This window comes from Streptomyces sp. NPDC034670 (genome assembly GCF_055574875.1).
This window is the reverse complement of record NZ_JBVITR010000008.1, coordinates 79,937-104,504: the sequence shown is the minus strand read 5'-3', so window position 1 is coordinate 104,504 and position 24,568 is coordinate 79,937. Positions and strand designations below refer to the sequence as shown.

Genomic DNA, 24,568 nt, shown 5'->3' with positions numbered 1-24,568 from the left:
GCAGCGAACGGCAGCGAGCGGGAGGACGGGCGGGAGGACGGGCGGGAGGGCGGGCGGGAACGGGAGGCCGGCGCCGGGCCGCGGCCGGTCAGGTCCGCGTGCCGCCGCGGTCCCGGTAGGTCTCGAGGACGCGCAGCCAGACCTCGCTGATCGTCGGGAACGCGGGGACGGCGTGCCACAGCCGGTCCACGGTCACCTCACCGGCGATCGCGACGGTCGCCGAGTACAGGAGTTCCTGGGTCCCGGGGCCGACGAAGGTCGCACCGACGACGGTTCCGCGGTCGGCGTCGATCAGCACGCGCGCCTTGCCGCGGTAGCCGTCGGCGTACTGGACCGCGCCGGCGACGCGGCCGATGTCGTAGTCCACGACGTCCACCCGGCGCCCGGTGCGCTGCGCCTCCTCCGTCGTCAGCCCCACGCCGGCCACCTCCGGCTCGGAGAACACCACCTGGGGGACGGCTGCGCTGTCGGCCGTCGACGCGTGCGCGCCCCACCTGCCGTCGTCGAGCGGCTCGCCCTTGGCGCGCGCTCCGATCACGGCACCCGCGATACGCGCCTGGTACTTCCCCTGATGCGTCATCAGCGCCCGGTGGTTGACGTCGCCGACCGCGTAGAGCCACCCGTCGGGGACGGACGTCACCCGGTAGGAGTCGTCCACGGCCAGCCAGTCGCCGGGCGTCAGGCCGACGCTCTCCAGGCCGATGTCCGCCGTGTGCGGCGAGCGGCCGGTGGCGAACAGGATCTCGTCCGCGACCAGTGACCCCCCGTCGTCCAGCGTGATCCGGACGGGACCTCCCGCGCCGTCCTCCCGGACGACCCCGGTCACCGAGGTGCCGAAGCGCAGGTCCACACCGGCCGCGCGCAGGGCGTCCGCCACCATCTCCCCGGCGAACGGCTCCATCCGGCCGAGCAGTCCTTTGTGCCCGCGGACCAGCATGGTCACCCGGGAGCCGAGCGCCTGCCAGGCCGTGGCCATCTCGACGGCCACCACACCGCCCCCCACCACGGCGAGCCGGTCCGGCACGTGCCGGGCGGAGGTCGCGTCCCGGTTCGTCCAGGGACGGACCCGCTCGAGCCCCGGCAGGTCCGGGAGGGCGGTGACGGTTCCCGTGGCCACGCCGACGGCGTGGCGGGCCGTCAGGCGCACGGTCCCGCCGTCGGCGGTGTCCACCACGACCTGCCGCGGGCCCTCCAGCCGGCCGTGGCCCCGCACCAGGTCCACGGAGACGGAGTTCAGCCAGTCCACCTGGTCGCCGTCCTGCCAGTGGGCGGCCATCCTGTCGCGGTGGGCGAGGACCGCCGGAACGTCCAGCGGGCCCTCGGCGGCTCGCCTCAGTCCCGGGACCCGACGGGCGTCGGCTCGCGCCAGCACCGGACGCAGGAGCGCCTTGCTGGGTTCGCACGCCCAGAACGAGCACTCGCCGCCGAGCAGCTCGTTCTCCACGATCACCGAGGTGAGCCCGGCGGCGCTCGTGCGATCGGCCAGGTTCTCTCCCGCAGGACCGGCACCGAGAACCACCACGTCGTAGACGCGGGAAGTGCCCTTCATGCCTGCTCCCGTCTTCAGTCGGCCGGCGACCGCTGCGCGGCGCGCGGAAAGGAGGAAGACCACCGCGTGACGACGGCACGCGCCCGGCGTCGCAGCAGCGCTTCCCATCTTCCCCCAGAGGGGGAGACATCGCCCGGCGGATGCGGGAACACCGGCCGCGCCCTGCGGGCCCGCCCGGCGGGCGGACCGGTGTCCGGGCGGCCCACGGCCCCGCGTACGGCTTCCGTGGGGACCTCCGCGAGGCGGGCCCTTGCCGCGATCCCCGCCGGGCCGGGTCACCGGGCGGGCGGACGGGGGCGACCGTCCCCGGACCACCCCGACCGGACCACCCCGAGCGGTGGACCCGCGACAGCCGGCGGGCCGGTCTCGGCCCGCCGGTCACCGGGACCGGGGCTCTCGGCGTCCTCGTCCGTGCCCCGGCGAAGGCGCTCAGGAACTCGGGCGCGGCGGGACGCGTCCGGCGGGGGCGGCGCGGTCGGCCTGCGCGGCGTCGGCCAGGGCCTCGGCGGCGGCTTCCTCCGCCCGGGCCGTGTCGTGGGCGGCCTGGACGGCCCGGTCGTCGCGAGCCGGCTTCTCGCGGGTGGCCGGCGACGGGGGCAGCACCTCGGTGAAGGCCCGGGAGACGCCCTGGAGCGCGGAGGTGATCTCACTGGGGATCACCCAGAAGTTGTTGCCCTGGCCCTGCGCGAGCTGGGGCAGCGCCTGGAGGTACTGGTAGGCGAGGAGCTTGGGGTCGGGGTCGTTGCGGTGAACGGCCTGGAACACCTCGTCGATCGCCCGGGACTGGCCCTCGGCCTGGAGGATCGCGGCGGTACGGTTGCCCTCCGCGCGCAGGACGGCGGCCTGCTTGTCGCCCTCGGCGGTGAGGATCTGTGACTGGCGCTGGCCCTCGGCGCCCAGGATCGCGGCCCGCTTGTCCCGCTCGGCCCGCATCTGCTTCTGCATCGCGTCCTTGATGGACTGCGGGGGGTCGATGGCTTTGATCTCCACCCGGTTGACCCGGAGCCCCCACTTGCCGGTGGCCTCGTCCAGGACGCCGCGGAGCTGGCTGTTGATGGTGTCCCGCGAGGTGAGCGTCTTCTCCAGGTCCATGGAGCCCACCACGTTGCGCAGGGTGGTGACGGTGAGCTGCTCGACGGCCTGGAGGAAGTTGGCGATCTCGTAGAAAGCCGCCTTCGGGTCGGTGACCTGGAAGTAGAGGACGGTGTCGATCTCGACGACCAGGTTGTCCTCGGTGATGACCGGCTGCGGCTTGAAGGAGACGACCTGTTCCCTCAGGTCGATCAGCGGATGCACGCGGTCGATGTAGGGGATGACGAGGTTGAGGCCGGGAGTGAGCGTCCGGTGGTAGCGGCCGAGCCGTTCGACGTTGCGGGCGCGTGCCTGGGGCACGATGCGGACGGCCCGCACCACGGTGAAGATCGCGAAGACCGCGACGATCAGGCCGGCGATGAGAGGTGCTGAAGGGTCCATGACGTCAGTCCCGGGGGTAGACGAAGGCGGTGGTGCCGCTGATCTCTATGACGTCGACGGTCGCTCCGGACGGAATCACCAGCGTGTCGTCGTAGGCGCGGGCCGTCCACTCCTCGCCGTCGATGCGGACTCTGCCGCCGGAGCCCGTCACCTCGGAAACGACGTAGGCGGCCTTGCCGACCAGTGCGTCGATGCCGAAACGTGCCGCTTGGGGCTTCATCAGGTGACGCACCGCGACGGGGCGTACGAACAGCACGGTGACGGTGGCGACGACGGCGTACACCACCAGCTGGAGGGCCGGCGGCAACCCGATCGCGGCGAAGCCCGCGGTGGCCAGGGCGGCGGCACTCAGCATTCCGAGCGCGGCGGTGAGCGTGAAGATCTCCGCCACGGCCAGAACAGCCGCGACGATCAACCAGATCAACCAGGGATCCATGGTGCGCTTCTTCTCGCAGGTGGAGATGTCGACTGCCTGTGGTTCCCTCCATTCTGCACTGATCGCGAACGATGCGGCCTTCGACCCGATTCACCGGTTCGCCGAGCGGTCCGGTTCGGGTGCGTGCCCCCTTCGGTCCTTCCGGGCCGCCGCGCGGTTGTGGCGGACGGAGGAGAGGAAGGAGGCGCCGATCAGGGTGACGCCGACGAGGCCGGTGACGATGTCGTCGACCTCGTACCGGATGCTGACCAGGAGGACGAGGGCGAGCGCGCCGATGGCGTAGTGGGCGCCGTGCTCGAGGTAGACGTAGTCGTCCAGGGTGCCCTGGCGGACCAGGTAGACGGTCAGCGACCGGACGTACATGGCGCCGATGCCGAGGCCCAGCGCCATCAGGACGATGTCGTTGGTGATGGCGAAGGCGCCGATCACGCCGTCGAAGGAGAAGGACGCGTCCAGCACCTCGAGGTAGAGGAACATGAAGAACGCGGCCTTGCCGGCCAGGGCGACCGCGGGCCGGCCCTCGCCGGCCCCTCCGGGCCGCCGCTCGGCACGGGTCTCGTTCTCCCGGGCGGCCAGCCTTCCCTCGAAGAAGCCGGAGAGTCCGCCCACGACCAGGTAGGTGATCAGGCCCGCGATGCCCGAGACGAGAACCGTCTGGGCCTTGTCGACGTGGAGGCCGCCGTGCTGGTGGGCGTGGGCGGCGAACGTCACGGAGGTGACCAGGAGGACGCCGAGGGCGATGCAGACCGACAGCATGTCGATCCTGCCGAGTCTGGCCAGGAAGCGTTCCACCGGTCCGAGCCACTTGGTCTCGTGGTCCTCGAGGACGAAGTCGAGGAAGATCATCAGCAGGAACATGCCGCCGAACGCGGCGATCGACGGGTGGGCGTCGGTGACGAGTTCCTGGTAGCGGTCCTTGTCGGTGAGCGCGAGGTGGACGGCCTCGACCGGACCGAGCCGGGCGCTGACGGCGACGATGACGACGGGGAAGACCAGCCGCATGCCGAAGACGGCGATCAGGATGCCGAGGGTGAGGAAGACCTTCTGCCAGAAGGCGTTCATCTTCTTCAGGATGCCGGCGTTGATCACCGCGTTGTCGAAGGACAGCGAGACCTCCAGGACGGCGAGGACGGCGACCAGGCCGAGAGCCGTCCAGCCGTCGTACAGGACTCCGGCGACCAGGCCGAGGGCCGTGACGGCGAAGGCCCAGCGGAATGTCTTCAGCAGCACGTGGCCCTCTTCTCTCTCGTCGCGTTCGCCGCCGGACGACGGTTCCCGTTCCGGTGCCCTTCTCCCGGTTGTCCACTACGCGGTGCGGCCGGCGCCCGTGGTGACCGGGCCCGCGCCCTCGCCCGGCGGAAGGCCGTCACGGGGACGTGCCGCCGGCCCGGCGGCACGTCCGGTTCCGCCGCGCGTCCGCCCCGGGCCCGCCCGGAGCGGCCCGACGGGCCCGCAGAGGGAGGGGAGCACGGCTTCCCGGGCCGCCCCGACGCACCGGCGGGTCACGTCCGCGGCGTCCGGTCCGCGGGCGGTGCGCACCCGGCGGGCCCACCGGGCAGGTGCCGGCGGTTGGCCGCCACGAGCCGGTAGACGGCGTGGGCCGCCCAGCGCACCGGCGGCAGGGTGAGCAACGCCCCCGCGAACGTCCAGGCGCCGCCGGCGCTCAGCAGCAGCTTCGCGACCGCCTGGGCGCCGCCGTACACCCTTCCGGCCGGTGTCACCCAGAGCGCTTCGTGCCGGGCGCGTTCCCGGGGGACGCCCAGAGCCGCCAGGTCGGCCCGCTGCCAGGGGACGGTCTCACACCGTGGACGCACCACTCGTTCGACGAGACGCACCGAGCCGGCGCAGAAGCCGCAGTCTCCGTCGAAGACGAGCACGGGCCGGTTTCGCATACCTCCCATCATGCCGCGCCCCCGCCCCGGCGGCCGTGGAGCGGCGGGCCCCGCCGCGGGCGGCGCGCTGTCAGCCACCGGCCGCGTGCGCCGAGGCCGCGTCGCGCAGCGCGTCCAGTCCCGCCCTGACGAGGGGGTGTGCGGCGCTGCCGCGCCGTACGACGGTCAGCAGCTGCCGCACGGGAGCCGGCTCACCCAGGAGGGGAACCCGGGTCACCGCGTGCGGGGGCAGCGGCACGATCCTCGGTACGAGGCAGACGCCGAGTCCTTCCGCGACGAGTGAGGAGACCGCGTACCACTCCTTGACCTGGTGGACGACGCGGGGGGTGAAGCCGGCGGCCGCGCACGCCGCCGTCACCAGGGGATAGGTGTCGTTGCGGTGTTTCTTCACGATCCATGCCTGATCGGCGGCTTCCGCGAGCCCGACCCCCTCGGGCCGGGCGAGCCGGTGCCCCTCGGCGACCAGCAGGTCCTGGCGGTCGGTCATCAAGGGGGCCTGCTCGAAGCGGGCGTCGGTGAAGGGCGGCGCTTGCGGGCCGGGCAGCACCAGGGCCACGTCGGCCTCGCCGGAGAGGAGCAGCCGGTAGCACTCGGCGCTCTCCTCCTCGGTGATCAGCGGCTCCACCGACGGGTGCGTCCCGCGCAGCCGGGCGACGGCCGGGGCCGCGAGCGCGGCCAGGGCGGAGGACACCCCGCACAGCCGCAGCGCGCCCCGGAGGACCGCGCTCTGCCGGGCGAGTTCCGCCTGAGCCGCCTCCCACTGCTCCCGCATTCCGTCGGCGTGCCGGAGCACGATGTGCGCGGCCGGGGTCAGCCGTACGCGCCGCCCCTCCGGCCGCAGCAGCGCCACCCCCAGATCACGGGCCAGCAGACGCAACTGCTGGGAGACGGCCGAGGGGGTCAGGTGCAGGGCGGCGGCGGTCGCGGTCACCGTCTCGTGCTCGGCGAGCGTCCGCAGAACGTCCAACCGGCGATCGATCATGCAGGCGAGCCTAGAGCGCGCGATGCGGAATCATCCGCCGATCGTCGAGGATCGCACCGTCGAGCCGTGAGGCGGGCCGTGCCGCCCCGGCAGGAGGGGCGGGTGGCCCTTCCGCGCTCCGCACGGCGTCCGTTTCCCGCTCGGGGCGTGTTGCTCGCCCCGGCCCGGGGCCCGTACGGCCGCCTGTCCACTGCCGAGCGGGAAACCGGGGCCCGGCGGCGGAAGGGGACCACCGGCACCCGCGGTGGTCCGGGCGGCTGTGCCGGCGGCCCCGCCGGGCGCGTGACGGGCCGTGGGACGGAACCGCTCGCCCCGCAGGCACTGCTGACGGACACCCACCGCGTGAGCCCCGCGCGGGCGGAGGCGGGGGAGCCGGCGGAGGGGCCCGGTGGTGCCCGGGCCGGGTTCTGGTCCCCGCCCCCGCCTGCGAACGCGACGACCGGGCATACGGGGTTCATCCCTACGAGAGGAGCTCACCCGTGCTCGGCATAGTCGCGGCGGTGCTGTTCTTCATCGCGTTCCTGATCAACGCGGCGGAGATCGGCACCAACGACGTGTTCTCTTCGGTGAACGTCATGCTGCTGGGGCTGACCGCCCTGGCGCTGCACGTGGCGGGAATCGGGTCCGGCTGGTCCCGCAGACGCTGACCCGGCGGCACGGGGGCCCGGTGACGACCCGTCACCGGGCCCCCGCGGCACCCGGGGCGACCACCGCGTGCCCGACGACGGCGGTGCTCGCCCGCGGGGAGCCGCCCCCGGCCCGTCGGGGGCGGCTCCCGGGAGCCCCGGTGCCCGGTCAGCGGGCGGCGAGGAGTTCGAGCGTGTCGATCACGCGGTGCGAGAAGCCCCACTCGTTGTCGTACCAGGCGACCACCTTGACGTGGCGGCCGTCGACGCGGGTGAGGGCCGAGTCGAAGACCGACGAGGCCGGATTGCCCGTGATGTCGGACGACACGAGCGGGTCGTCCGCGTACTCGAGGATGCCGGCGAGCGGCCCCCGGGCCGCGGCGCGGTACGCCGCCAGCACGTCGTCGCGCGTCACGTCGCGGGCCACGGTCGTGTTGAGCTCGACGAGCGAGCCCACGGGAACCGGCACGCGGATCGAGTCGCCCGACAGCTTCCCGTCGAGGTTCGGCAGCACGAGGCCGATCGCCTTGGCGGCGCCCGTCGTGGTCGGCACGATGTTGACGGCGGCGGCGCGGGCCCGGCGGGCGTCGCGGTGCGGGCCGTCCTGCAGGTTCTGCTCCTGCGTGTAGGCGTGCACCGTCGTCATGAAGCCGTGCTCGATGCCGGCGAGCTCGTCCAGCACCGCCGCCAGCGGCGCGAGCGCGTTGGTCGTGCACGACGCGTTCGAGACGATCGTGTGCGCGGCCGGGTCGTAGGCGGCGGTGTTGACCCCGTAGGCGAGCGTGACGTCGGCGCCGTCCGACGGCGCGCCGACGAGCACCTTCCGCGCGCCCGCGTCGAGGTGCGCGCGGGCGGCCCGGGCCGACGTGAAGCGGCCGGTCGCCTCGAGCGCGACGTCGACGCCGAGTCCGGCCCACGGCAGCCGTGCCGGTTCCCGCTCGGCGAGCACCGCGATGCGACGGCCGTCGACCACGAGGGCGTCCCCGTCGACGGTCACCGGGCGACCGAGCCGGCCGGCCGTCGTGTCGTAGGCGAGCAGCCGCGCGAGGACGGCGGGCTCCGTGAGGTCGTTGACGGCGACGACCTCGAGGTCGCTGTCGCGTTCCAGCAGCGCGCGCAGCACGTTGCGTCCGATGCGGCCGAATCCGTTGATGGCGATGCGAGTCATGGATGCTGTCCCTTCGGTCCGCCACCAGCGTCGCGCGCGGCGCCCGCCCGTGACCTCGGCGTGAGCGCCACGGTTCGAAAGGATCGTGCCAGGCGGCCGGCTACTCGCCCCGGGTGAAGGTGCGCCGGTACTCGCTCGGGGTGGTGCCGAGGACGCGCTGGAAGTGCAGCCGCAGATTGGCGCCGGTGCCGAGGCCGACGTCGGCGGCGATCTGCTCGACACCGCGCTGCGAACGCTCCAGCAGTTCACGGGCCATGTCGATGCGGGCGCGCATGACCCACTGCATCGGCGTGTATCCCGTGTCCTCGACGAAGCGCCTCGACAACGTGCGCGGCGAGACCGCCGCGTGCCGGGCGAGCGCGCCGAGGGTGAGGGGCTCGGCGAGCCGGTGCAGCGCCCACTCGCGGGTGGCGGCGAACCGCTCGCCGAGCGGCTCGGGCACGCTGCGCGGCACGTACTGCGCCTGACCGCCACTGCGGTACGGGGCCGCGACCAGGCGCCGGGCGGCGTGGTTCGAGGCGGCCACCCCGAGGTCGCCGCGCAGGACGTGCAGGCACAGGTCGATGCCCGAGGCGGCCCCGGCCGACGTCAGCACGCTGCCCTCGTCGACGAACAGGACGTTCTCGTCGACCCGGACGAGCGGGTGCTTCGCCGCCAGTGCCCGCGCGTAGTGCCAGTGGGTCGTGGCGCGCCTGCCGTCGAGCAGGCCCGTGGCGGCGAGGGCGAAGGCGCCCGTCGAGATGGCGGCGAGCCGCGCGCCCCGGCGGTGGGCGGCGAGCAGGGCGTCGACGACGGCCCGCGGCGGATCGTCGCGGTCCGGGAACCGGTAGCCGGGAATGAAGACGATGCCGGCCCACGAAAGCGCGTCGAGGCCGTGGGCGACGTGATACGACAGGCCGTCGCCGCCGGCCACGAGACCGGGCGCCGGACCGCACACCCGCACCTCGTACGGCATGCTCGCCCGGGTCGTGAACACCTGGGCGGGAATGCCGACGTCGAGCGGCTTCGCACCCTCGAGCACCAGGACGGCGACGCGGCGCAGACGGGAGGACGGCACGGGCAACAGGGTACGAGGTCACGGGGCCGACGCGGCCCGGACCCCGCTCGGCGGAACGCCGGCGGCGCCCCCGGGGGAGCCCCCGGAACCGGCCGGGCGGGACCCCGCGCCCGCCGGAGCGCCGGTCGACGGGAGCGCCGGTCGACGGCGGGCCACCGCACCGGCGGGCCACCGCACCGGCGGGGCGCCGCACGGCCCGGGTGCTCCTCGACGGCCGGCACCGCGCCGCGTTCCCGCTCCGGGACCGCCCGGCGCGTGCCCGGTCCCCGAGGGGCTCCTCCACCACCGGGCCGCCGCCCGGCAGGAGGACGGAAACCCGGCCGGCACGGCGGACGGTCCCGTCCGGACCGGGCGGTGAGAGCCGGATCGAGGGACTCCGCCCGGTCGGCCCCCGCGAACGGTGCCCGAAGCCCCCGCCCGCGGCGTCGGCGGGGCGGCGGTGGAGCCGGGAGGGCATCGGGGAGCGGGTGCGAGATTCACGGATCCTCTGACAACTTCCGGCCACACCGGCTACCTTGAACGCGCATGACCGGCATGTTCCGATGTGTCGGTGTATTCAGTGCATGACGCGCGGCTCGTCAGCACTTCTCTGCCGTGGGGGGCCATGTCGGACCGGAACGCTTTCGAATCGAACAGGTCGGGTGGGACCGACGAACAACTGGGAAACGCGCGCGCCGCCGACGCCGTCGAGCTGATCGAGCAGGTTCTGGCCCTGCTGTCGCGGGCGAGGGAGCTGGGGCTGGCCTGGAGCGACCGTCCCGAGGGCGAGGCCGGCGCGATCGACGTCATCCGGCGGGAGTGGGAAGCCGTCCGGGGCGGGGAGCTGCGCATGTCGGTGGTCGCGCCGATGAAGGCCGGGAAGTCCACGCTGGTCAACTCCGTCGTCGGCTACGAGCTGCTGCCCGCCCGGGCGGCCGCCATGACCACCCTGCCGACCCGCATCGTGCTGGACCGGCGTGTGCACGAGAGCCAACTGGCGGATCACGACAACGACCACTTCGCCCCCGTCCTGGAACTTCGCGAGGAGGACGCGGCGCAGTTCAACCTGCTGGTCGGCATGTTGCGGACCCATGTCTCGAAGCCGGCGGCCGGGAGCCTCCTCGAGGAGTACCCGCACCTCGCTTCCCTGGTCAACGACATCCTGTCCGGCCGGGTCGAGGACATCCGGGTGCGCTACGAAGGAAGGGCGGCCGTACAGAAGTGCCTGACGCTGCTGAACGACCTCGTGCGCCTGGCGGGGCGGATGCTGCCGGGCGGCTGGAGGGCGGAGCTCACGGACGTACCCGTGGTGCGTACGCCCTACTGGTCGGTCGTGTCCCAGGAGACGGAGGGGCCGGGACGGCTGGTCCTCGTGGACACTCCGGGGCCCGACGAGTACGGCCTTGAGGACATGCTGACGACGGTGGTCCGCAGGCAGCTCGGTGAGAGCCACATCGTGCTGGTCGTGCTCGACTACACCAAGATGGGCGGGAAGTCGGACGCGCAGATCCGGGAACTGATGAAGCCCCTTCTCCGTGTGGTCGGCACGGAGAAGCTCTTCGTGGTGGTCAACAAGATCGACCAGAAGCGCCGTGAGACGGACCTGGACGACGAGGGCATCGTCCGTTCGGCCTGCGCCAACCTCCGGTTGACCGACGCCCGGGCCCGCGACCGCGTCTTCACGGTGTCGGCCGAGTGGGCCCTGGCGTCGGTGCAGGTACTGGCCGCGCTGGCGCGATCGGACGAGGCGCCGATGGCGGACGGCAGCGCCGCGCGGCTGGCCCGGCTGCTGTACCCCGTGGACTGGCAGGACCAGTTGGAGGACATGGGCCCCGGTCGGCTGCGTAAGAGCACCGGGCGAGCCCTCGAGTACAGCCGCATCAGCGAGTTCCTCGTCTCCGTGGTGGCCTGGCTGCGCCTGCGCGCCCTGGGGCTGGCCGTCGACGGGGCGCTGGACAAGGCCGCGGCCGAGCTCTCCGATCTGCGGACCGCCACACTGGCGCGCCGCGACCTGATCGGGCGTGAATCGGCGGACCTGGCGGCGGCCGCCCGCGAGATCTCCGCCGATCTCGACGCCATCGCGGGTTTCCGCAGCCGGGTGAGCTCGCCGTCGATCCTGGCCGGCAAGCTCGCGGACGAGTTGAGCAAGGGCGAGCTCAAGGAGCTCAGGACCCAGGGCGAGGCGCTCGTGGAGGACTTCCGCGCCTACATGACGAAGGCCGAGAACCCCCCGTCCCGGGGCCGGAATCCCGTGGCGTTCCTCAGCGGCATCTTCAGACGGGGTGACGGGGCCTTCGAGTTCCCCACCCAGGAAGCCGCGGAGGGCTTCGTCCGCAGCCAGGCCCTGCCGACACGGCAGAACCTCGACGCGTCCCTCGAACACGCCCGCAGGCGCATCGAGTCGCGCGTGGGCGCGTCGGCCGAGAAACAGGTCCGTCACGAGAGCGAGCGGGTCCGGCCGGTGGTCGTACGGGCCGCCACCCGGATGAAGGACGAGTTCGACGTCACCTTCAGCATCCCCGCGTGGGAACTGGGAAGGGCGGACGTCGAGGAACTGCCGACCGAGCTCCAGACGGAGACCAGGGCCACGCGTCGCGAGGTCGAGTACGAGTACCACCAGCGCTCCTGGCGACGGCTGTGGCTGTGGAGGAGCACGTTCACCAGGACCGAGACGGAGATCACGCAGGAGCGGACGTACCTGGTGCGGCCCGAGGCCATCGCATCCGGTCTGCAGGTCTCGTTCGACGAGCGGCTGAAGGAGATCCGCGCCGCCCTGGACGGCCACGTCCGGGAGATGATCACACAGCAGGTGTCCCAGTACTACGACCGGGTCGAGGCGTTCCTCCAGCGGTACCGGCACATCCTCCAGCAGTCCGCCGAGGACAACCAGCTCCAGGAGAGGCGCCAGGTCGAACTGCGGGAGTCCCTGACGGTCTGCCTCGACGCCGCACGGACACTGCACGGCGAAGTGCGCCACCTGCGCGGCGCCTGAGACAGCGGACCCGCGGGCGGGGGCGGCCGGGTGAGGCCGCCGCCTCGCCCGCTCTCCCGGCCCGGTCGCAGGCCCGGCCGCCGCCGTGCCGGCCCGTCGAGACGACGCGAAGCCCCTCCGTCCGCTCCCCGATCACATGGAGGTGATCAGCCGTGCCCGAGGACCTGTACCGACTCGCCCGGGACATCCCCCTGGTGCCCGACCGGGTCATGCTGGAGCTCGCCAACAGCGTGGTGGTCGCCGATGACCTCACCCGGTTCCGGCGGGACCAAGGGGCGATCCGCGGCCTGCTGGCCGGGATCGTGGGCCGGGAACGCCGCCGCGAACTGCTCACCACGCGGGCCCTCATCGACGGCGGGCAGGCCCTGATCGGCTGGGTGACGGAGCTGTCGGGGCACGTGCGGGTCTCGGACCTGGCCCTGCGCCGGGTCGCGAACTGCCTCACGGAGGCGCGGCGCCGCTCGGGGTCGGACGCCGCGCGGATGTCGGCGCAACTCACCGAACTCGCCGAGGTCGTGGCACGGGTGGCCGAGGTGTGCGAGGCGCGTTTCACGCGGATCGAGGACCGGGTGACGGCGCTGGAGCACCGGCAGGCCATGACGGAACTGCGTCTGGGGGCCGAGGAGGGCTTCGCCCTGTCCACGGGACGCTGGGCGTCGGGGCACACGTACGCCATGGTGCCGTGGCCCCTCCAGGTGGTGCTCCTGGCCGCGGAGGTGGCCGCCGGCCCGGCCGGACTCTACGGCCACCGGGCCGGCGACGGGGCCTTCGACGAGCGGCTGGTCAACACGATCATGAGCACGCCGTGCCCGGACGTCCCGAAAGGGAGTTTCGTCGTCACCGACCTCCTCGACGAGGCCTGCGGCTCTCTGGCGGGGAACGAACTCCAACTGGTGGCGGAGTTGCTGGGCAGCGGTCTGGAGAACTCCCTGGCCGCACCCGCCGGTCCACTGGTCTCCGTGATCGGCGGTGCGGTGGAGCTGTGGGCCCTGCCCCGGGGAGCGAGACCGGCCGCCCCCGCGAGGACGGCTCTGGCGCTCGTGCGGCGGCGCCACGGCATGTGGACCGCCCGCACCAGCAGCGCACGGCACTTCGTCGAACACGTCGTCGCCGAGCAGGCGGCCGTCTCCCGCGCCCTGCGCGAGCGGTCCACCCCCGCCGAACCGCGCGGCGGTCCGTCCGGGGAGGGGCGTCCCGCGGGGCCGGCGGCCGCCCCGGTCGGGGGACTCCCGTCGTGACCGGCCTCGACGACCTCGCGGCCGCGGCACGCGGGACGGCGGCTGGCCGAGCCGGCGCCGCCCCTGAGCCCGGAAGGGACGAACGGATCACTCCGGCGCCTCCCGCGTCCGGCGCGATCAGGCCCCGGATCGGTCTGGTCCTGTCCGGCGGCGGCGCCAAGGGCGCCTACCACGTGGGCGTCGTGGAGTGCCTGGCGTCGGCCGGCGTGCACGTCGACGCCGTCGCGGGCGCCAGCATCGGCGCGCTGAACGGGGCGGTGCTCGCCTGTGCCGGGAACCTGGAACGGGGAGCGACGGCCCTTCGCGCGATCTGGGACGAGGTGGCGGCGTACAGCGCGGCACCGGAACGCGGCGGCGCCGTCGCGGACGGACTGGGCGTGCCCGTCGAGGAGACGACCCTGGAACAGCTCGGGCTGCTGCTGCCGCGGCTGACCGGCCGGGTCGTCCGCCCCTCGTACCTGGAAAGGCTCGTCACCGCCCATGTCGTCCCCGACCGCCTGGACGGCGGGACGCCGTTGTGGGTCTCCGCCTTCCCCGCGTGGGAGGAACTCGGCGTGCTCGGCGGCTGGGGCTGGACCCTCGACGTGCTCCGCTCCAGGCTGGGCGCGCGTGCCGAGTGGCTGCACGTCGACGCGCTGCCGCCGGAGGAACGGCGGACGGCCGTACTGGCCAGTGCCGCGCTCCCCGTGATCCTGCCCGCACGGCGGGTGGACGGGCGGCTCTTCAGGGACGGCGGCCTCGCGGACAACACCCCGGTGGGAGCGCTCGCCCTCCGGGAGCGCTGCGACATCGTGATCGTCGTCCACCTGACCGACGGCGCGCTGTGGGACGCCCACGACTTCCCCGGGCTCGGCGTCGTCGAGATCCGGCCGAGCCGGCCCCTGCAGATGCCGGGCCCGGTCGGCGGGACGACCGCCCTCGTCGACTTCTCCCCCGCGCGCCTTCGCGCCCTGCGGGAACTGGGCGCGCGGGACACCGCGAACGTCCTGGGGGCACTGGGCGCCCGGCTCTCCGCGGTGTGGGGGACGCGTTCCGCCGAGCAGACGATGCTGGACGCCGTGATGAGGCTGGAGTCCTCCTCCGGGACGGACTGACCGGACCGGCGGCACCACTTCCGTCACCGTCCCCCCCCGGCCGGCGGCGCCACCGCCTTCGCCCGCCTCCCGGCACCGGCGGGGGAGGGCGGGTCCGGCCACCGCCACCGCCGTCTGCCCCGGCAGCACCGGTTCCAGCGGCACCGGCCACCACCCCGTCCCGTCCCGGTCTTCTTCTCCGAGGGGCGGAAGGGCTCGACGGCGCCGGTGGCGGTCCCGGGACGTCCGGAGAAACCGACTCGCTCCGAGAGGTCCGGCTCGCCGCACGCTCGGGCATGGGCGCGGGCCGCGGGCCCGGCCGGCGCTTCCCGACGGGAAGGCGTCCGCGACCTCCACCCTCACCGCGGGCAACGCTCCCAGCTCCCCGACGGCGCCTTCGCCACCGTGGTGGTGGGGGCCCGCGAAGCCGCGCGGCGCGGGCTCGCCCCGTTCGGCGCCTGCCGGGGATCGCCGTCGCCCGCTGCGAGCCGGACGAGACAGGGATCGGCCCCGTGCACGCGGTCCCCGAGCTGCTCGCCGAACACCGGCTCCGCGTGGACGACGTCGACCTGTGGGAGCTCAACGAGGCCTTCGCCTCGCAGGCCGTCCACTGCCGGGACCGCCTGGGCGTCCCAGGAGAAGACCGGGAACCCGCCGGCGAGCTCGTGGGGGACCGCGCCACACCCCCGGCGCCGTCAGGAAGCCCCCGGGCCTGCGGCGGCGTGCCGCCCGCCACCGCCGTCGGCGCCGTCCGGGAGGCCCCGGTCCGCAGCGCTCCCGCCGCCCGGGGGAGCGTCGCCGGCCGCCGGCTCCGACCGGCGCGAGGCGCCGGAACGCCGTCGCTCCGGATCGGCCAGCCAGCGGTGGACCGCGAGCGCGGTGGTGCGGGCGTGCTCCTCCAGGACGGTGAAGTGGTCCCCGGGCACGGTGATCTCGGTGTGCGGCAGGCCCCAGGCCGGAGCGGGTTCCGCGCCGGGCAGCGGGTCCCGGGCCCGCACGAAGAGGGTGGGGGAGACGAGCCGGGAGGGCCGCCGGCCGGCGAAGAGCTCGAAGTACCCGGCCATGGCGGTGAGCCGGTCCGGGTCGGCCGGGAGGAACTCCGCCGCCCGGCGCAGCATGTCCGACGTCATCGCGGAGAGCTCCCGGTCGTGGTCGCCGTCGCCGCTCGGATAGGTGTCCACCAGGACGACGGCGAGCGGGGCGGAGCCCTCGGCCTCCAGCCGTTCGGCCACGGCCTGGGCCACCCAGCCGCCGGCCGAGCGGCCCAGCAGGACCACCGGGCCGTCGCCCGCGACCGCGCGGACGGCGGCGGTCTGGGCGGTGACGAGGGCGTCCAGGGTGGCCGGCAGCGCCTCCCCGGGACCGAATCCCGGGTGCCGTACCGCCGAGACCGGCCGCAGGCCCCGCAGCCCGACGCCGAAGCGCGCGTATTCCCGGGGACCGGAGAGCGCGCTGAGAGCGGGGAAGCAGATCAACCGGGGCCCCGCGCCGCCCGGTGCGAGGGTGACGGGTTCGAGGGCCGCGCCGGGCGCCCCGGCGCGGTCGAAGACCGGGCGCAGGCGTGCGGCGACGGTGAGCAGCACCATGCCGTCCCAGGTCCGTCCCCGGGCGCAGGCGGCGCGGAAGAGCGCGCCCAGGGAATCGGGAGCGCCCCCGGTGTCCGGTGCGTCCCCGGCCCGCGCCGGGGCCTCCGGCCGTCCGTCCGCCGGGCCGCCGAGGGCCCCGGGGCCGCCCGGCCCTCCGGAGGCATCCGGCCGTCCGGTGCCGCCGCCGGTGCCGGGAGCGCCGGGGGCGCCGGGGGCGCCGGGGGCGCCGGGGGCGCCGGGGGCGTCGGGGGTGCCGGAGGGAGCCGCCTCCCGGGCGTGCCGCTCCGCCAGTTCGGCGGCGACCGCACGCGGGGTCGGGAAGTCGAACAGCAGGGTGGACGGCAGCGTCAGCCCCGTCGAGGCCACGAGCAGGTTGCCCAGCTCGACCGCGGCCAGGGAGTCGAGTCCCCGGTCCGCCAGCAGGTCGTCCCCGTCGATCGCGTCCGCTCCCTCCGGGTGGCCCAGGACCGAGGCCGCCAGGGTCCGCACCTCCGCGAGCAGCAGCCCGACCCGCTCGCCGGGGGGAGCGGCCGCCAGCCGCCGGCCGAGCGGAGCCCCGCCCGCGCCCACCGCGGCGGGACCGGGCGTCCGCGGCGGGCCCGCCGCGGGACCGCCGTCGCTCCGGGCGGCCGGGCCGAGGCGGGCCGCCACCACCACCGGGTCGTCGCCGGCCACGGCGGCGTCGAAGAGGGCCAGGCCCTCGCCCTCCTCCAGCGGGCCGAAGCCCGAGCGGGCCATCCGCCGCAGGTCCGCGCCGGTGAGGTGCGCCATCATGCCCCCGCTCTGCCGCCAGGGACCCCAGGCGATCGACGTGCCGGGCAGACCGAGCCGTCCGCGGTGCCGTGCCAGGGCGTCCAGCACGCAGTTGGCGGCCGCGTAGTTGGCCTGACCGGCGGAGCCGAAGACACCCGCCACCGAGGAGAACAGCACGAACATCGCCAGGTCGTCCCCCCGGGTCAGTTCGTGCAGGGCGAGGGCGGCGTCCGCCTTGGGCCGCAGCACCCGCTCCAGGCGGTCGGCGGTGAGCGACTGGACGATGCCGTCGTCCAGCACCCCCGCGGTGTGCACCACGCCGGTCAGCGGACGGTCCGCGGGCACCGCGTCGAGCAGGGCGGCGAGCGCCGTCCGGTCCGCGACGTCACACGCCCGGACGGTCACCTCGGCACCCGACCGGCCCAGGTCCGCGACGAGTCCGTCCACCCCCGGGGCGTCCGGTCCGCGCCGGCCGGCGAGCAGCAGGTGCCGGACGCCGTGGGCGGCGACCAGGTGCCGTGCCACCAGCATGCCCAGGGAACCGGTGCCGCCGGTGACCAGGACGGTGCCCTCCGGATCGAGCCGCCGCCGGGGCCGCCGTCCCCCCGCCGCCCCGGCCACCGGTACCGGCTTCGGCACGTACGCCGTGCCCCGCCGCACCGCCGTCTCCGGCGCCGCGGCGGCCAGCAGAGCGGGCAGGAGGCGCCGGGAGTCGGGGTGATCGTCCATGTCGATCAGGGCGAAGCGTCCCGGGTTCTCCCGCAGGGCCGAGCGGACCAGTCCCCACACCGGTGCGTGGACCGCCACGGAAGCGTGCCCGCCGGGATCCCCGGGGCCGGTGCCGCCGTCCGCCGGAACCGGTGCGGCCGGGCCGTCGTCCTCCGGGCCGACGGCGCCGGAGGTGACCAGGACGAGCCGGGAGTCCGCCGGGCGCGGTGCGGCGAGCCACTCCCGCACCAGCTCCAGTGCCCGGACCGCCGCCCACCGCGGCCCCGCCGCCGGATCCCGCGCGTCGCCGGTCGTCTCCGGCGGCGGCGGGCACGGCGCGACGAGGACGGCCGGCGCCGCGCCGCCCGCCGCCGGGCCGGTGTACACCGGAACGCCGGAGCCCGGGGGCGCGAGCGCTTCCACCGGCCCGCTGCCCGCCGTGCCCAGGACACCCCACGCCGGCACCGTCGCGGGCGCGGGCGGCTTCGGCAGCGGCACCCAGACCGGCCGGTGGAGGACCCCGGTGACCGGAACCGCGGTCCCCCCTCCGGTGCGCGCGAGGGGCCGGAGCGCCAGCGAACGCACCGAGGCCACCGGTGCGCCCGCCGCGTCGGTCAGCTCCACCCCGGGCCGCCCGTCCGGTCCCGGGGCGATCCTCACCCGCAACCGCCGCGCGGCGGCCGTGTGCAGGCGCACCCCGCTGAAGGCGAACGGCAGGGACACCCCGTCACCGCCCGGCCCGGCACGGTCCGCCGCGCAGCCGTCGAGCGCCAGGGCGTGCAGCGCCGCGTCCAGCAGCGCGGGGTGCAGGACGAACCCCGGCTCCTCCGCGTCCGGGAGCGGAGCCCCGGCGGCCCCGGGCAGCGCCACCTCGGCGTACAGCTCCTCCCCGAGCCGCCAGGCGGCGCGCAGGCCCCGGAACGCGGGGCCGTAGTCCAGCCCGCTCGCGGCCAGCCGTTCGTACGGGCCGGAGCCCGGATCGCCGGCGTGCAGCGGCACCGCGCCCGGCGGAGGCCAGGGCAGGGCGCCGGCGGCCGTCTCGGGGTCCGCCGCCCGCTGCCGCGGCACGAGCGTCCCGGAGGCGTGCCGCTGCCAGGGCCGGTCGCTCGCCGGCGTGTGCGGCCGGGAGTGGAAGAGCACGGTCCGCCGTCCCGCGCCGTCCGGCCCGGACACCTTCACCTGCAACTCGACGGTGCCGTCGGCGGGCAGCGACAGCGGCGCGGTCAGGGCGAGTTCGTCCAAGGCGGGCGCACCGGCCGCCTCACCGGCGTGCAGGGCCATCTCCACGAAGGCGGCCGCCGGCAGCAGGACCGTCCCCGACACGACGTGGTCGGCCAGCCAGGGCTGACGGCGCACCGAGAGCGAGCCGCCCAGCAGCAGCCCGCCGTCGTCGGCCGTCGCGGTGCGCGTCGAAAGGAACGGATGGGAGGGGGCGTCCGGCGCGGGCGCGGTCCGGTGCCGGGGAGTGGCGTCGAGCCAGTACCGGCGGCGCTGGAAGGCGTACGTGGGCAGGGCGACGCGCCGGCCGCCGCGCCCGGCGCAGACGGCCCGCCAGTCCACGGGCACGCCGCGGGTGTGCAGCGCGGCCACGGTGCCGAGCAGGGCGTCCGCCTCCGGCCGGGCCCCGCGCAGGGTCGGCAGGACCAGCGGCGCCACGGTCCGCTCGCCGCCGGGCGCCCCGCCCGGGCCCGGGTCCGCCGGGGCCGGTCCGGGCGCGGCGAGGCAGTCCTCGACCAGGCCGGTGAGCACGCCGTGCGGGCCCAGCTCGACGTAGTGCGCCGTGCCCCGGTCACGCAGGTGCGCCACCGTGTCCGCGAAGCGGACCGGACGGCGGACGTGGCCCACCCAGAACTCCGGTGTGCTCAGTTCCCCGTCGGTGGCCGCCCGGCCCGGCACGGCGCTGACCAGGGGAGTGTGCGGCGTGGAGAAGGAGAGGCGCCGCACCGCCTCGGCGAAGTCGGCCAGCACGGGGTCCATCCGCGCGCTGTGGAAGGCGTGGTCGACCCGCAGCGGCGTCGTGGACCGGCCCCGGTCCCGGAAGTACGCGGCGGTCTCCCGCACCGCGGCCTCGTCCCCGGAGACGACCACCGAGGCGGGGCCGTTGACGGCGGCGATCTCCACCGCGCCCCCCGTCCCGGCGAGGTGGGCGGCCACCTCGTCCGCTCCGGCGGCCACGGCGGCCATCGCCCCGCCCGGCGGCAGCGCGTCCATCAACCGGCCCCGGGCCGCCACCAGGGCGCAGGCGTCCGCGAGGGACAGCACGCCGGCGGCGTGCGCCGCGGCCACCTCGCCCACCGAGTGCCCGGCCACCAGGTCCGGGCGCACGCCCCAGGCCCCGAGCAGCCGGAACAGGGCCGTCTCCAGGGCGAAGAGCGCCGGCTGCGCGAACCGGGTCGTGTGCAGGAGCGCACCCGTCCTCGTGCCGGGGCCGGCGAACACGACGTCCGCCAGGGGCACCGGCAGCAGGGGGTCGAGCAGGGAGCAGCACTCGTCGAACGCCCGGGCGAAGCTCGGGTACAGCTCCCGGGACTCGTACAACTCGCGTCCCATGCCCACGCGTTGACTGCCCTGACCGGTGAAGAGGAAGGCCAGCGGCCCCCGGTGGCGGGACGTGCCCGTCCGCACCCCGGGCCGGCTCGTGCCCTCCGCCACCCCCCGCAGCGAGGCGAGCAGCTCCGCACGGTCCCGGACCACCACCGCGGCCCGGTGCTCGAAGGCCTCGCGGGTGGTGGCGAGCGAGTATCCGATGTCCACCGGGGACGCCTCCGGATCGGCGGCCACCCGCTCGTACAGCCGCCGCGCCTGGGCCCGCAGCCCCGGCCCGCTCCTCGCCGACACCGCGACGACCGCGGACGCCGCCGCCCCGCCGCGGTTCCGCCCGGCCCCGCCGTCCGCCACGGGGACCGGCGCGGGGACCGGATCCGCCGGGGCCTGCTCGAGCACCACGTGGGCGTTGGTGCCGCTGATGCCGAAGGAGGACACCCCCGCCCGGCGCGGGCGGCCCGTCCCCGGCCACCGCACCGCCCGGTCCAGCAGCGCCAGCCGCCCCGACGACCAGTCGACCCGGGGGCTCGGCTCGTCGGCGTGCAGCGTGCGCGGCAGCACACCGTGTGCCATCGCCTGCACCGTCTTGATCACGCCCGCCACCCCGGCGGCGGCCTGGGTGTGACCGATGTTCGACTTCACCGAGCCCAGCAGGAGCGGACGCGCCCGCGCCCGACGCCCGTACGTCGCCAGGAACGCCTCCGCCTCGATGACGTCGCCCAGCCGGGTGCCGGTGCCGTGCGCCTCCACCGCGTCGACGTCCTCCGGGGCCAGCCCCGCGTCCGCGAGGGCCTGGCGGATCACCCGCTGCTGCGCCGGGCCGTGCGGGGCCGTCAGGCCGTTGCTCGCACCGTCCTGGTTCACCGCCGAGCCGCGCACCACGGCCAGCACCGGAAGCCCGGCGCGGCGCGCCTCGGACGACCGGCTCAGCAGCAGCATCCCGGCGCCCTCGGCCCATCCCGTGCCGTCGGCGGACGCGCCGAACGCCTTGCAGCGGCCGTCCGGGGCCAGCGCCCGCTGCCGGCTGAACTCCACGAACGACGCGGGCCCCGACATCACCGTGGCCCCGCCGGCCAGCGCGAAGGAGCACTCGCCCCGGCGCAGCGCCTGGGCCGCCAGGTGCAGGGCCACCAGGGACGAGGAGCACGCCGTGTCCACCGTGATGGCCGGGCCCTCCAGGCCGAAGGCGTAGGCGATGCGGCCCGAGGCGACGCTTCCGGCGCTGCCGAGGCCGAGGTAGCCCTCGACATGCGCCGGCACCTCCGTGAGACGGGTGGCGTAGTCGCTGTACATCAGCCCGACGTACACCCCGGTCGGCGAGCCGCGCAGGGCGCGCGGAACCAGACCGGCGTGCTCGAAGGCCTCCCACGCCACTTCGAGCAGCAGCCGGTGCTGCGGGTCCATGGCCCGGGCCTCGCGGGGCGAGATGCCGAAGAAGCCGGGGTCGAAGCGGTCCACACCGGTGAGGAAGCCGCCCTCCCGCACGTACGTCCGGCCGGACCGGCCCGGGTCCGGATCGTACAGCGCCTCCGTGTCCCAGCCCCGGTCCGCGGGGAACGGGCCGACGGCGTCCCTCCCGTCGGCCACCAGCCGCCACAGCTCCTCGGGGGAGGTCACCCCTCCGGGGTAGCGGCAGGCCATCCCCACGATCACCACGGGGTCGTCGTCCGGCCGTTCGCGGCACGTGGTCCCGGCACCGGACGGCGCGGCGGTGCCCGCGGCGCTCCGCGCGTGCAGGTGGGCGGCGAGCGCGGCGGCCGTGGGGAAGTCGAAGGCGACGGCCTCGGAGAGCGGCAGGCCGGTCGCCGCCGACAGCCGCTCCCGCAGCACGGTCGCCGCCAGCGAGTCCATGCCCAGGTCCCGGAGCGCCGTCGCGGGCTCCACCGCCTCCGCCGTGCGGCCGAGCACGGCCGCCGCCTCGCTCCGCACCAGGGCCAGCAGGTCCTTCGCCGGCTCCCCGGCCGCCGGCGCGCCGAGCGTGCGCGCGGGCCCGTCGGCGAGGGCGTGCCGCCGGACCTTCCCGGAGGCGGTGCGGGGGATGCGCTCCACCTCGTACAGCTCGGCGGGCACCTTGGCGGCGGACAGCTCCGCACGGCAGGCGGCGAGGACCGCCCCCCGGTCCGGCACACCGCCGCCCGGCTCGGGGACCAGGTAGCCGACCGGCACCTCGCCGAAGACGGGATGCGGGCGTCCGGCCACGGCGGCGTCCGCCACCCCGGGCAGCCGCCGCAGCACCGCCTCCACCTCCGCCGGATGGACGTTCACCCCGCCCCGGACGATCAGCTCCCCCACCCGGCCGGTGATCACCACGTCCCCGGAGGCCTCGATCCTGGCCAGGTCGCCGGTGCGGAACCAGCCGTCGCGCAGCACCTCGGCGGTGGCCTCCGGCCTGCCGTGGTAGCCGGCCATGACCCCGGGCCCGCTCACCCACAGCTCGCCCTCGCCGGTGTCCCGTCCGTCCGCGCCACCGCCGACCCGGACCCGGGTGCCGGGCAGCACCCGGCCGCACGCCCCGGCCCCCGACGCGTCGCCCGGTGCCGCCATGGTGACCGGGCCCGCCTCGGTGCTGCCGTAGTGCTCCAGGTAGGGGACGCGGCAGACCGCCTCGAAGGACTCCCGGAACGCGGTCCCCGCCGGGGCGCCGGCGCTGACACAGCCCCGCAGCGCGGGTGCCCCGAGGCCGCCCGCGTCGCCCCGCTCGCCGCGGACCGCGTCGAGCAGGGCCGAGTACGTCGTCGGCACCCCGCCGAGGAGGGTGTGGGGGGCGTCGGTGCGGCGCAGCTCGCCGAGCACCTCCGCCACCGAGAACCGGGGCGGGAGCACGGCGCTCGCCCCGGTCACCGTCACCCCGAGGACGCAGAACACCTGGCTCATGGCGTGGTGGAGGGGCAACGGCCACAGCAGCCGGTCCCGTTCGGACATGCCGAGGACCCCGGCGAGGCCCGCCGCGACCGGCGCGAGGCGGTTGCGCTGGGTGGACAGGACTCCCTTGGGCACGCCGGAGGACCCGGAGGTGTAGAGCAGCCACGCCACCTCGTCCAGCCCCAGGTCGTCCCGGGCGGGCGTCCCCGGCTCCGTCCCCGCCAGCTCCTCGTACGGCAGCGCGCCGCCCGCCCCCGCGGACCCGCCCGCCGGCGCACCGCAGTCCCCGGGCGGCGGAGCGTCCTCGTCCTCCTCACCGCCCTCGGCCACCACCACGACCAGCCCGGGGCGGGACAGCAGTTCCCGCCGGCGCGTCAGCCGGACCTCGTCGGTGACGAGCACGCGCGCCCCGCAGTCGTCCAGCAGACGGGCCAGCTCCGCCCCCGGGCTCCCGGGGTCCAGCGGCACGCCCACCCCGCTCGCCCGGGTGACGGCGAGCAGGCCCTCGACCGCCTCGACGCGGTTGCCGAGCAGGAGGGCCACCCGCTCGCCCCGCGCCAGGCCGAGCTCCGCCAGGTGGCCGGCCAGCCGCCCCGTCCTCCGCTCCAGGTCCCGGTAGGTCCGCCGCGTACGACGGTCCTGGAAGGCGACCTTCTCCCCGAGGCGCCGGGCATGCTCCCGGAGCGACTCCGGCAGCGGCCTGATGGTGTCCGCGTCTGTACGCACTCGCTCGAACCCTCCCGTGGACTCGTAGGTGAGGATGGCGGCGAGGCCCGCCCGGTTCCTCGCGGCGGCGGCGCGGCACACCGGGCGGTGCCGGACGGGCGGGGGAGCGCCGGGACGCCCGGGGCACCGGACGGCCCTGCCCCGGGAGGTCTCAGAGCAGCAGCTGGAGGATGGCGCAGACGCCGACGACGATGATGAAGGCGCGGAGCGCCGTCGGCGGCAGCCGGCGCCCGACCCTCGCCCCGATCTGCCCGCCGGCCGCGGAGCCCGCGGCGATGAGGAGGACGGCCGTCCAGTCGAAGTCGGCGACGAACAGGAAGAACAGTGCCGCGATGCTGTTCACGATCGCCGCGAGGACGTTCTTCACGGCGTTGAGGCGCTGGAGCGTGTCGTCGAGCAGCATGCCCATCAGGGAGAGGTAGATGATCCCCTGCGCCGCGGTGAAGTAGCCGCCGTACACGCTGGCGAGCAGCAGGCCGCCGAAGAGGACCGGACCGCCGTCGCTCCTCGTGACGGCGCCGGCGCGGGCGCGGCGCCGCTGGACGGCCGCGGAGAGGCGCGGCTGGAGGACGACGAGGACCAGGGCGAGCGCCACGAGGACGGGGACGATGGTCTCGAAGGCGGTTTCCGGGAGCATGAGCAGCAGCACCGCTCCGGCCAGTCCGCCGGCCGCGGCGGCGGCGCCCAGTCGCAGGACCCGCGGACGCTGCCCCTTGAGCTCCGCCCGGTAGCCGATGGCGCCGCTGACGGACCCGGGTATCAGCCCCAGGGCGTTGGACACGGTCGCCGTCACCGGCGGCAGCCCCGTGGCGAGGAGCACCGGGAACGTGATCAGCGTTCCCGAGCCGACGATGGTGTTGATGGTGCCGGCGCCGATGCCGGCGGTGAGGACCGCCAGTGACTCCCAGATGGTCAACGCCCTCT

14 protein-coding genes and 1 pseudogene are annotated in these 24,568 nt (G+C 75.6%); 5 read left to right on the top strand and 10 right to left on the bottom strand.

What is annotated here, in order from left to right; all coding sequences use genetic code 11:
- Positions 1 to 88 precede the first annotated feature (88 nt).
- From ACZ56B_RS08610 to ACZ56B_RS08585, 6 genes are all read right to left on the bottom strand, one after another.
- The gene (locus ACZ56B_RS08610; RefSeq protein WP_468787687.1) at positions 89 to 1,549 is read right to left on the bottom strand and encodes a dihydrolipoyl dehydrogenase family protein; all 1,461 of its coding nucleotides are present in this window, start codon (positions 1,547 to 1,549) and stop codon (positions 89 to 91) included.
- A 429-nt stretch (positions 1,550 to 1,978) separates the two neighbouring features.
- On the bottom strand, positions 1,979 to 3,022 hold the full coding sequence (locus ACZ56B_RS08605) for an SPFH domain-containing protein (RefSeq protein ID WP_468787685.1): 1,044 nt from the start codon (positions 3,020 to 3,022) through the stop codon (positions 1,979 to 1,981).
- Between the two features lie 4 nt (positions 3,023 to 3,026).
- Entirely contained in the window at positions 3,027 to 3,458 is a 432-nt protein-coding gene (locus tag ACZ56B_RS08600; RefSeq protein ID WP_468787683.1) for an NfeD family protein, read from the bottom strand.
- A 90-nt stretch (positions 3,459 to 3,548) separates the two neighbouring features.
- Positions 3,549 to 4,688 carry a DUF475 domain-containing protein gene (locus tag ACZ56B_RS08595; RefSeq protein WP_468787681.1) on the bottom strand — a complete coding sequence of 380 codons (1,140 nt, stop codon included), beginning with the start codon at positions 4,686 to 4,688 and terminating at the stop codon, positions 3,549 to 3,551.
- A gap of 272 nt (positions 4,689 to 4,960) precedes the next feature.
- A complete protein-coding gene (locus ACZ56B_RS08590; protein ID WP_468787679.1) occupies positions 4,961 to 5,350 on the bottom strand; it encodes a thiol-disulfide oxidoreductase DCC family protein in 390 nt (129 codons plus the stop codon).
- A gap of 70 nt (positions 5,351 to 5,420) precedes the next feature.
- Positions 5,421 to 6,332 (bottom strand): LysR family transcriptional regulator, encoded by a 912-nt coding sequence (locus ACZ56B_RS08585; protein ID WP_468787677.1) that lies wholly within the window; start codon positions 6,330 to 6,332, stop codon positions 5,421 to 5,423.
- Positions 6,333 to 6,811: 479 nt separating this feature from the next.
- Here ACZ56B_RS08585 and ACZ56B_RS08580 point away from each other — a divergent pair, with 479 nt between their 5' ends.
- Complete coding sequence (locus ACZ56B_RS08580) at positions 6,812 to 6,979, top strand: hypothetical protein (protein WP_468787675.1); 168 nt, start codon at positions 6,812 to 6,814, stop codon at positions 6,977 to 6,979.
- A 148-nt stretch (positions 6,980 to 7,127) separates the two neighbouring features.
- Here ACZ56B_RS08580 and gap read toward each other — a convergent pair whose 3' ends face one another.
- Both gap and ACZ56B_RS08570 read right to left on the bottom strand, forming a co-directional pair.
- The gene (gene gap, locus ACZ56B_RS08575; RefSeq protein ID WP_468787673.1) at positions 7,128 to 8,126 is read right to left on the bottom strand and encodes a type I glyceraldehyde-3-phosphate dehydrogenase; all 999 of its coding nucleotides are present in this window, start codon (positions 8,124 to 8,126) and stop codon (positions 7,128 to 7,130) included.
- 100 nt (positions 8,127 to 8,226) lie between these two features.
- Positions 8,227 to 9,183 (bottom strand): GlxA family transcriptional regulator, encoded by a 957-nt coding sequence (locus ACZ56B_RS08570; protein WP_468787671.1) that lies wholly within the window; start codon positions 9,181 to 9,183, stop codon positions 8,227 to 8,229.
- 604 nt (positions 9,184 to 9,787) lie between these two features.
- On the opposite strand from ACZ56B_RS08570, the gene ACZ56B_RS08565 reads away from it, so the two are divergent.
- From ACZ56B_RS08565 to ACZ56B_RS08550, 4 genes and pseudogenes are all read left to right on the top strand, one after another.
- Positions 9,788 to 12,154, top strand: coding sequence for a dynamin family protein (locus ACZ56B_RS08565; protein WP_468787669.1), 2,367 nt, complete (start codon positions 9,788 to 9,790; stop codon positions 12,152 to 12,154).
- Positions 12,155 to 12,306: 152 nt separating this feature from the next.
- Positions 12,307 to 13,392 (top strand): diguanylate cyclase regulator RdcB family protein, encoded by a 1,086-nt coding sequence (locus ACZ56B_RS08560; RefSeq protein ID WP_468787667.1) that lies wholly within the window; start codon positions 12,307 to 12,309, stop codon positions 13,390 to 13,392.
- Complete coding sequence (locus ACZ56B_RS08555) at positions 13,389 to 14,486, top strand: patatin-like phospholipase family protein (protein WP_468787665.1); 1,098 nt, start codon at positions 13,389 to 13,391, stop codon at positions 14,484 to 14,486. The genes ACZ56B_RS08560 and ACZ56B_RS08555 overlap by 4 nt, the downstream gene beginning before the upstream one ends.
- Before the next feature lie 275 nt (positions 14,487 to 14,761).
- Positions 14,762 to 15,043 (top strand): annotated as a pseudogene (locus ACZ56B_RS08550) (hypothetical protein); the annotation flags it as partial.
- Between the two features lie 117 nt (positions 15,044 to 15,160).
- On the opposite strand, the gene ACZ56B_RS08545 reads toward ACZ56B_RS08550, so the two are convergent.
- Positions 15,161 to 23,644, bottom strand: a complete 8,484-nt coding sequence (locus ACZ56B_RS08545; protein ID WP_468787663.1) for a type I polyketide synthase — start codon at positions 23,642 to 23,644, stop codon at positions 15,161 to 15,163.
- A 151-nt stretch (positions 23,645 to 23,795) separates the two neighbouring features.
- Positions 23,796 to 24,560: a sulfite exporter TauE/SafE family protein gene (locus ACZ56B_RS08540; RefSeq protein ID WP_468787661.1), complete on the bottom strand. Its 765-nt coding sequence runs from the start codon at positions 24,558 to 24,560 to the stop codon at positions 23,796 to 23,798.
- Between the last annotated feature and the right edge of the window lie 8 nt (positions 24,561 to 24,568).

Excerpts from the sequence above, each read along its gene's own strand:
- ACZ56B_RS08600 (WP_468787683.1), bottom strand. The coding sequence starts at position 3,458 with ATGGATCCCTGGTTGATCTGGTTGATCGTCGCGGCTGTTCTGGCCGTG.
- ACZ56B_RS08590 (WP_468787679.1), bottom strand. The coding sequence starts at position 5,350 with ATGCGAAACCGGCCCGTGCTCGTCTTCGACGGAGACTGCGGCTTCTGC.
- ACZ56B_RS08565 (WP_468787669.1), top strand. The coding sequence starts at position 9,788 with ATGTCGGACCGGAACGCTTTCGAATCGAACAGGTCGGGTGGGACCGAC.
- gap (WP_468787673.1), bottom strand. The coding sequence starts at position 8,126 with ATGACTCGCATCGCCATCAACGGATTCGGCCGCATCGGACGCAACGTG.
- ACZ56B_RS08585 (WP_468787677.1), bottom strand. The coding sequence starts at position 6,332 with ATGATCGATCGCCGGTTGGACGTTCTGCGGACGCTCGCCGAGCACGAG.
- ACZ56B_RS08610 (WP_468787687.1), bottom strand. The coding sequence starts at position 1,549 with ATGAAGGGCACTTCCCGCGTCTACGACGTGGTGGTTCTCGGTGCCGGT.
- ACZ56B_RS08605 (WP_468787685.1), bottom strand. The coding sequence starts at position 3,022 with ATGGACCCTTCAGCACCTCTCATCGCCGGCCTGATCGTCGCGGTCTTC.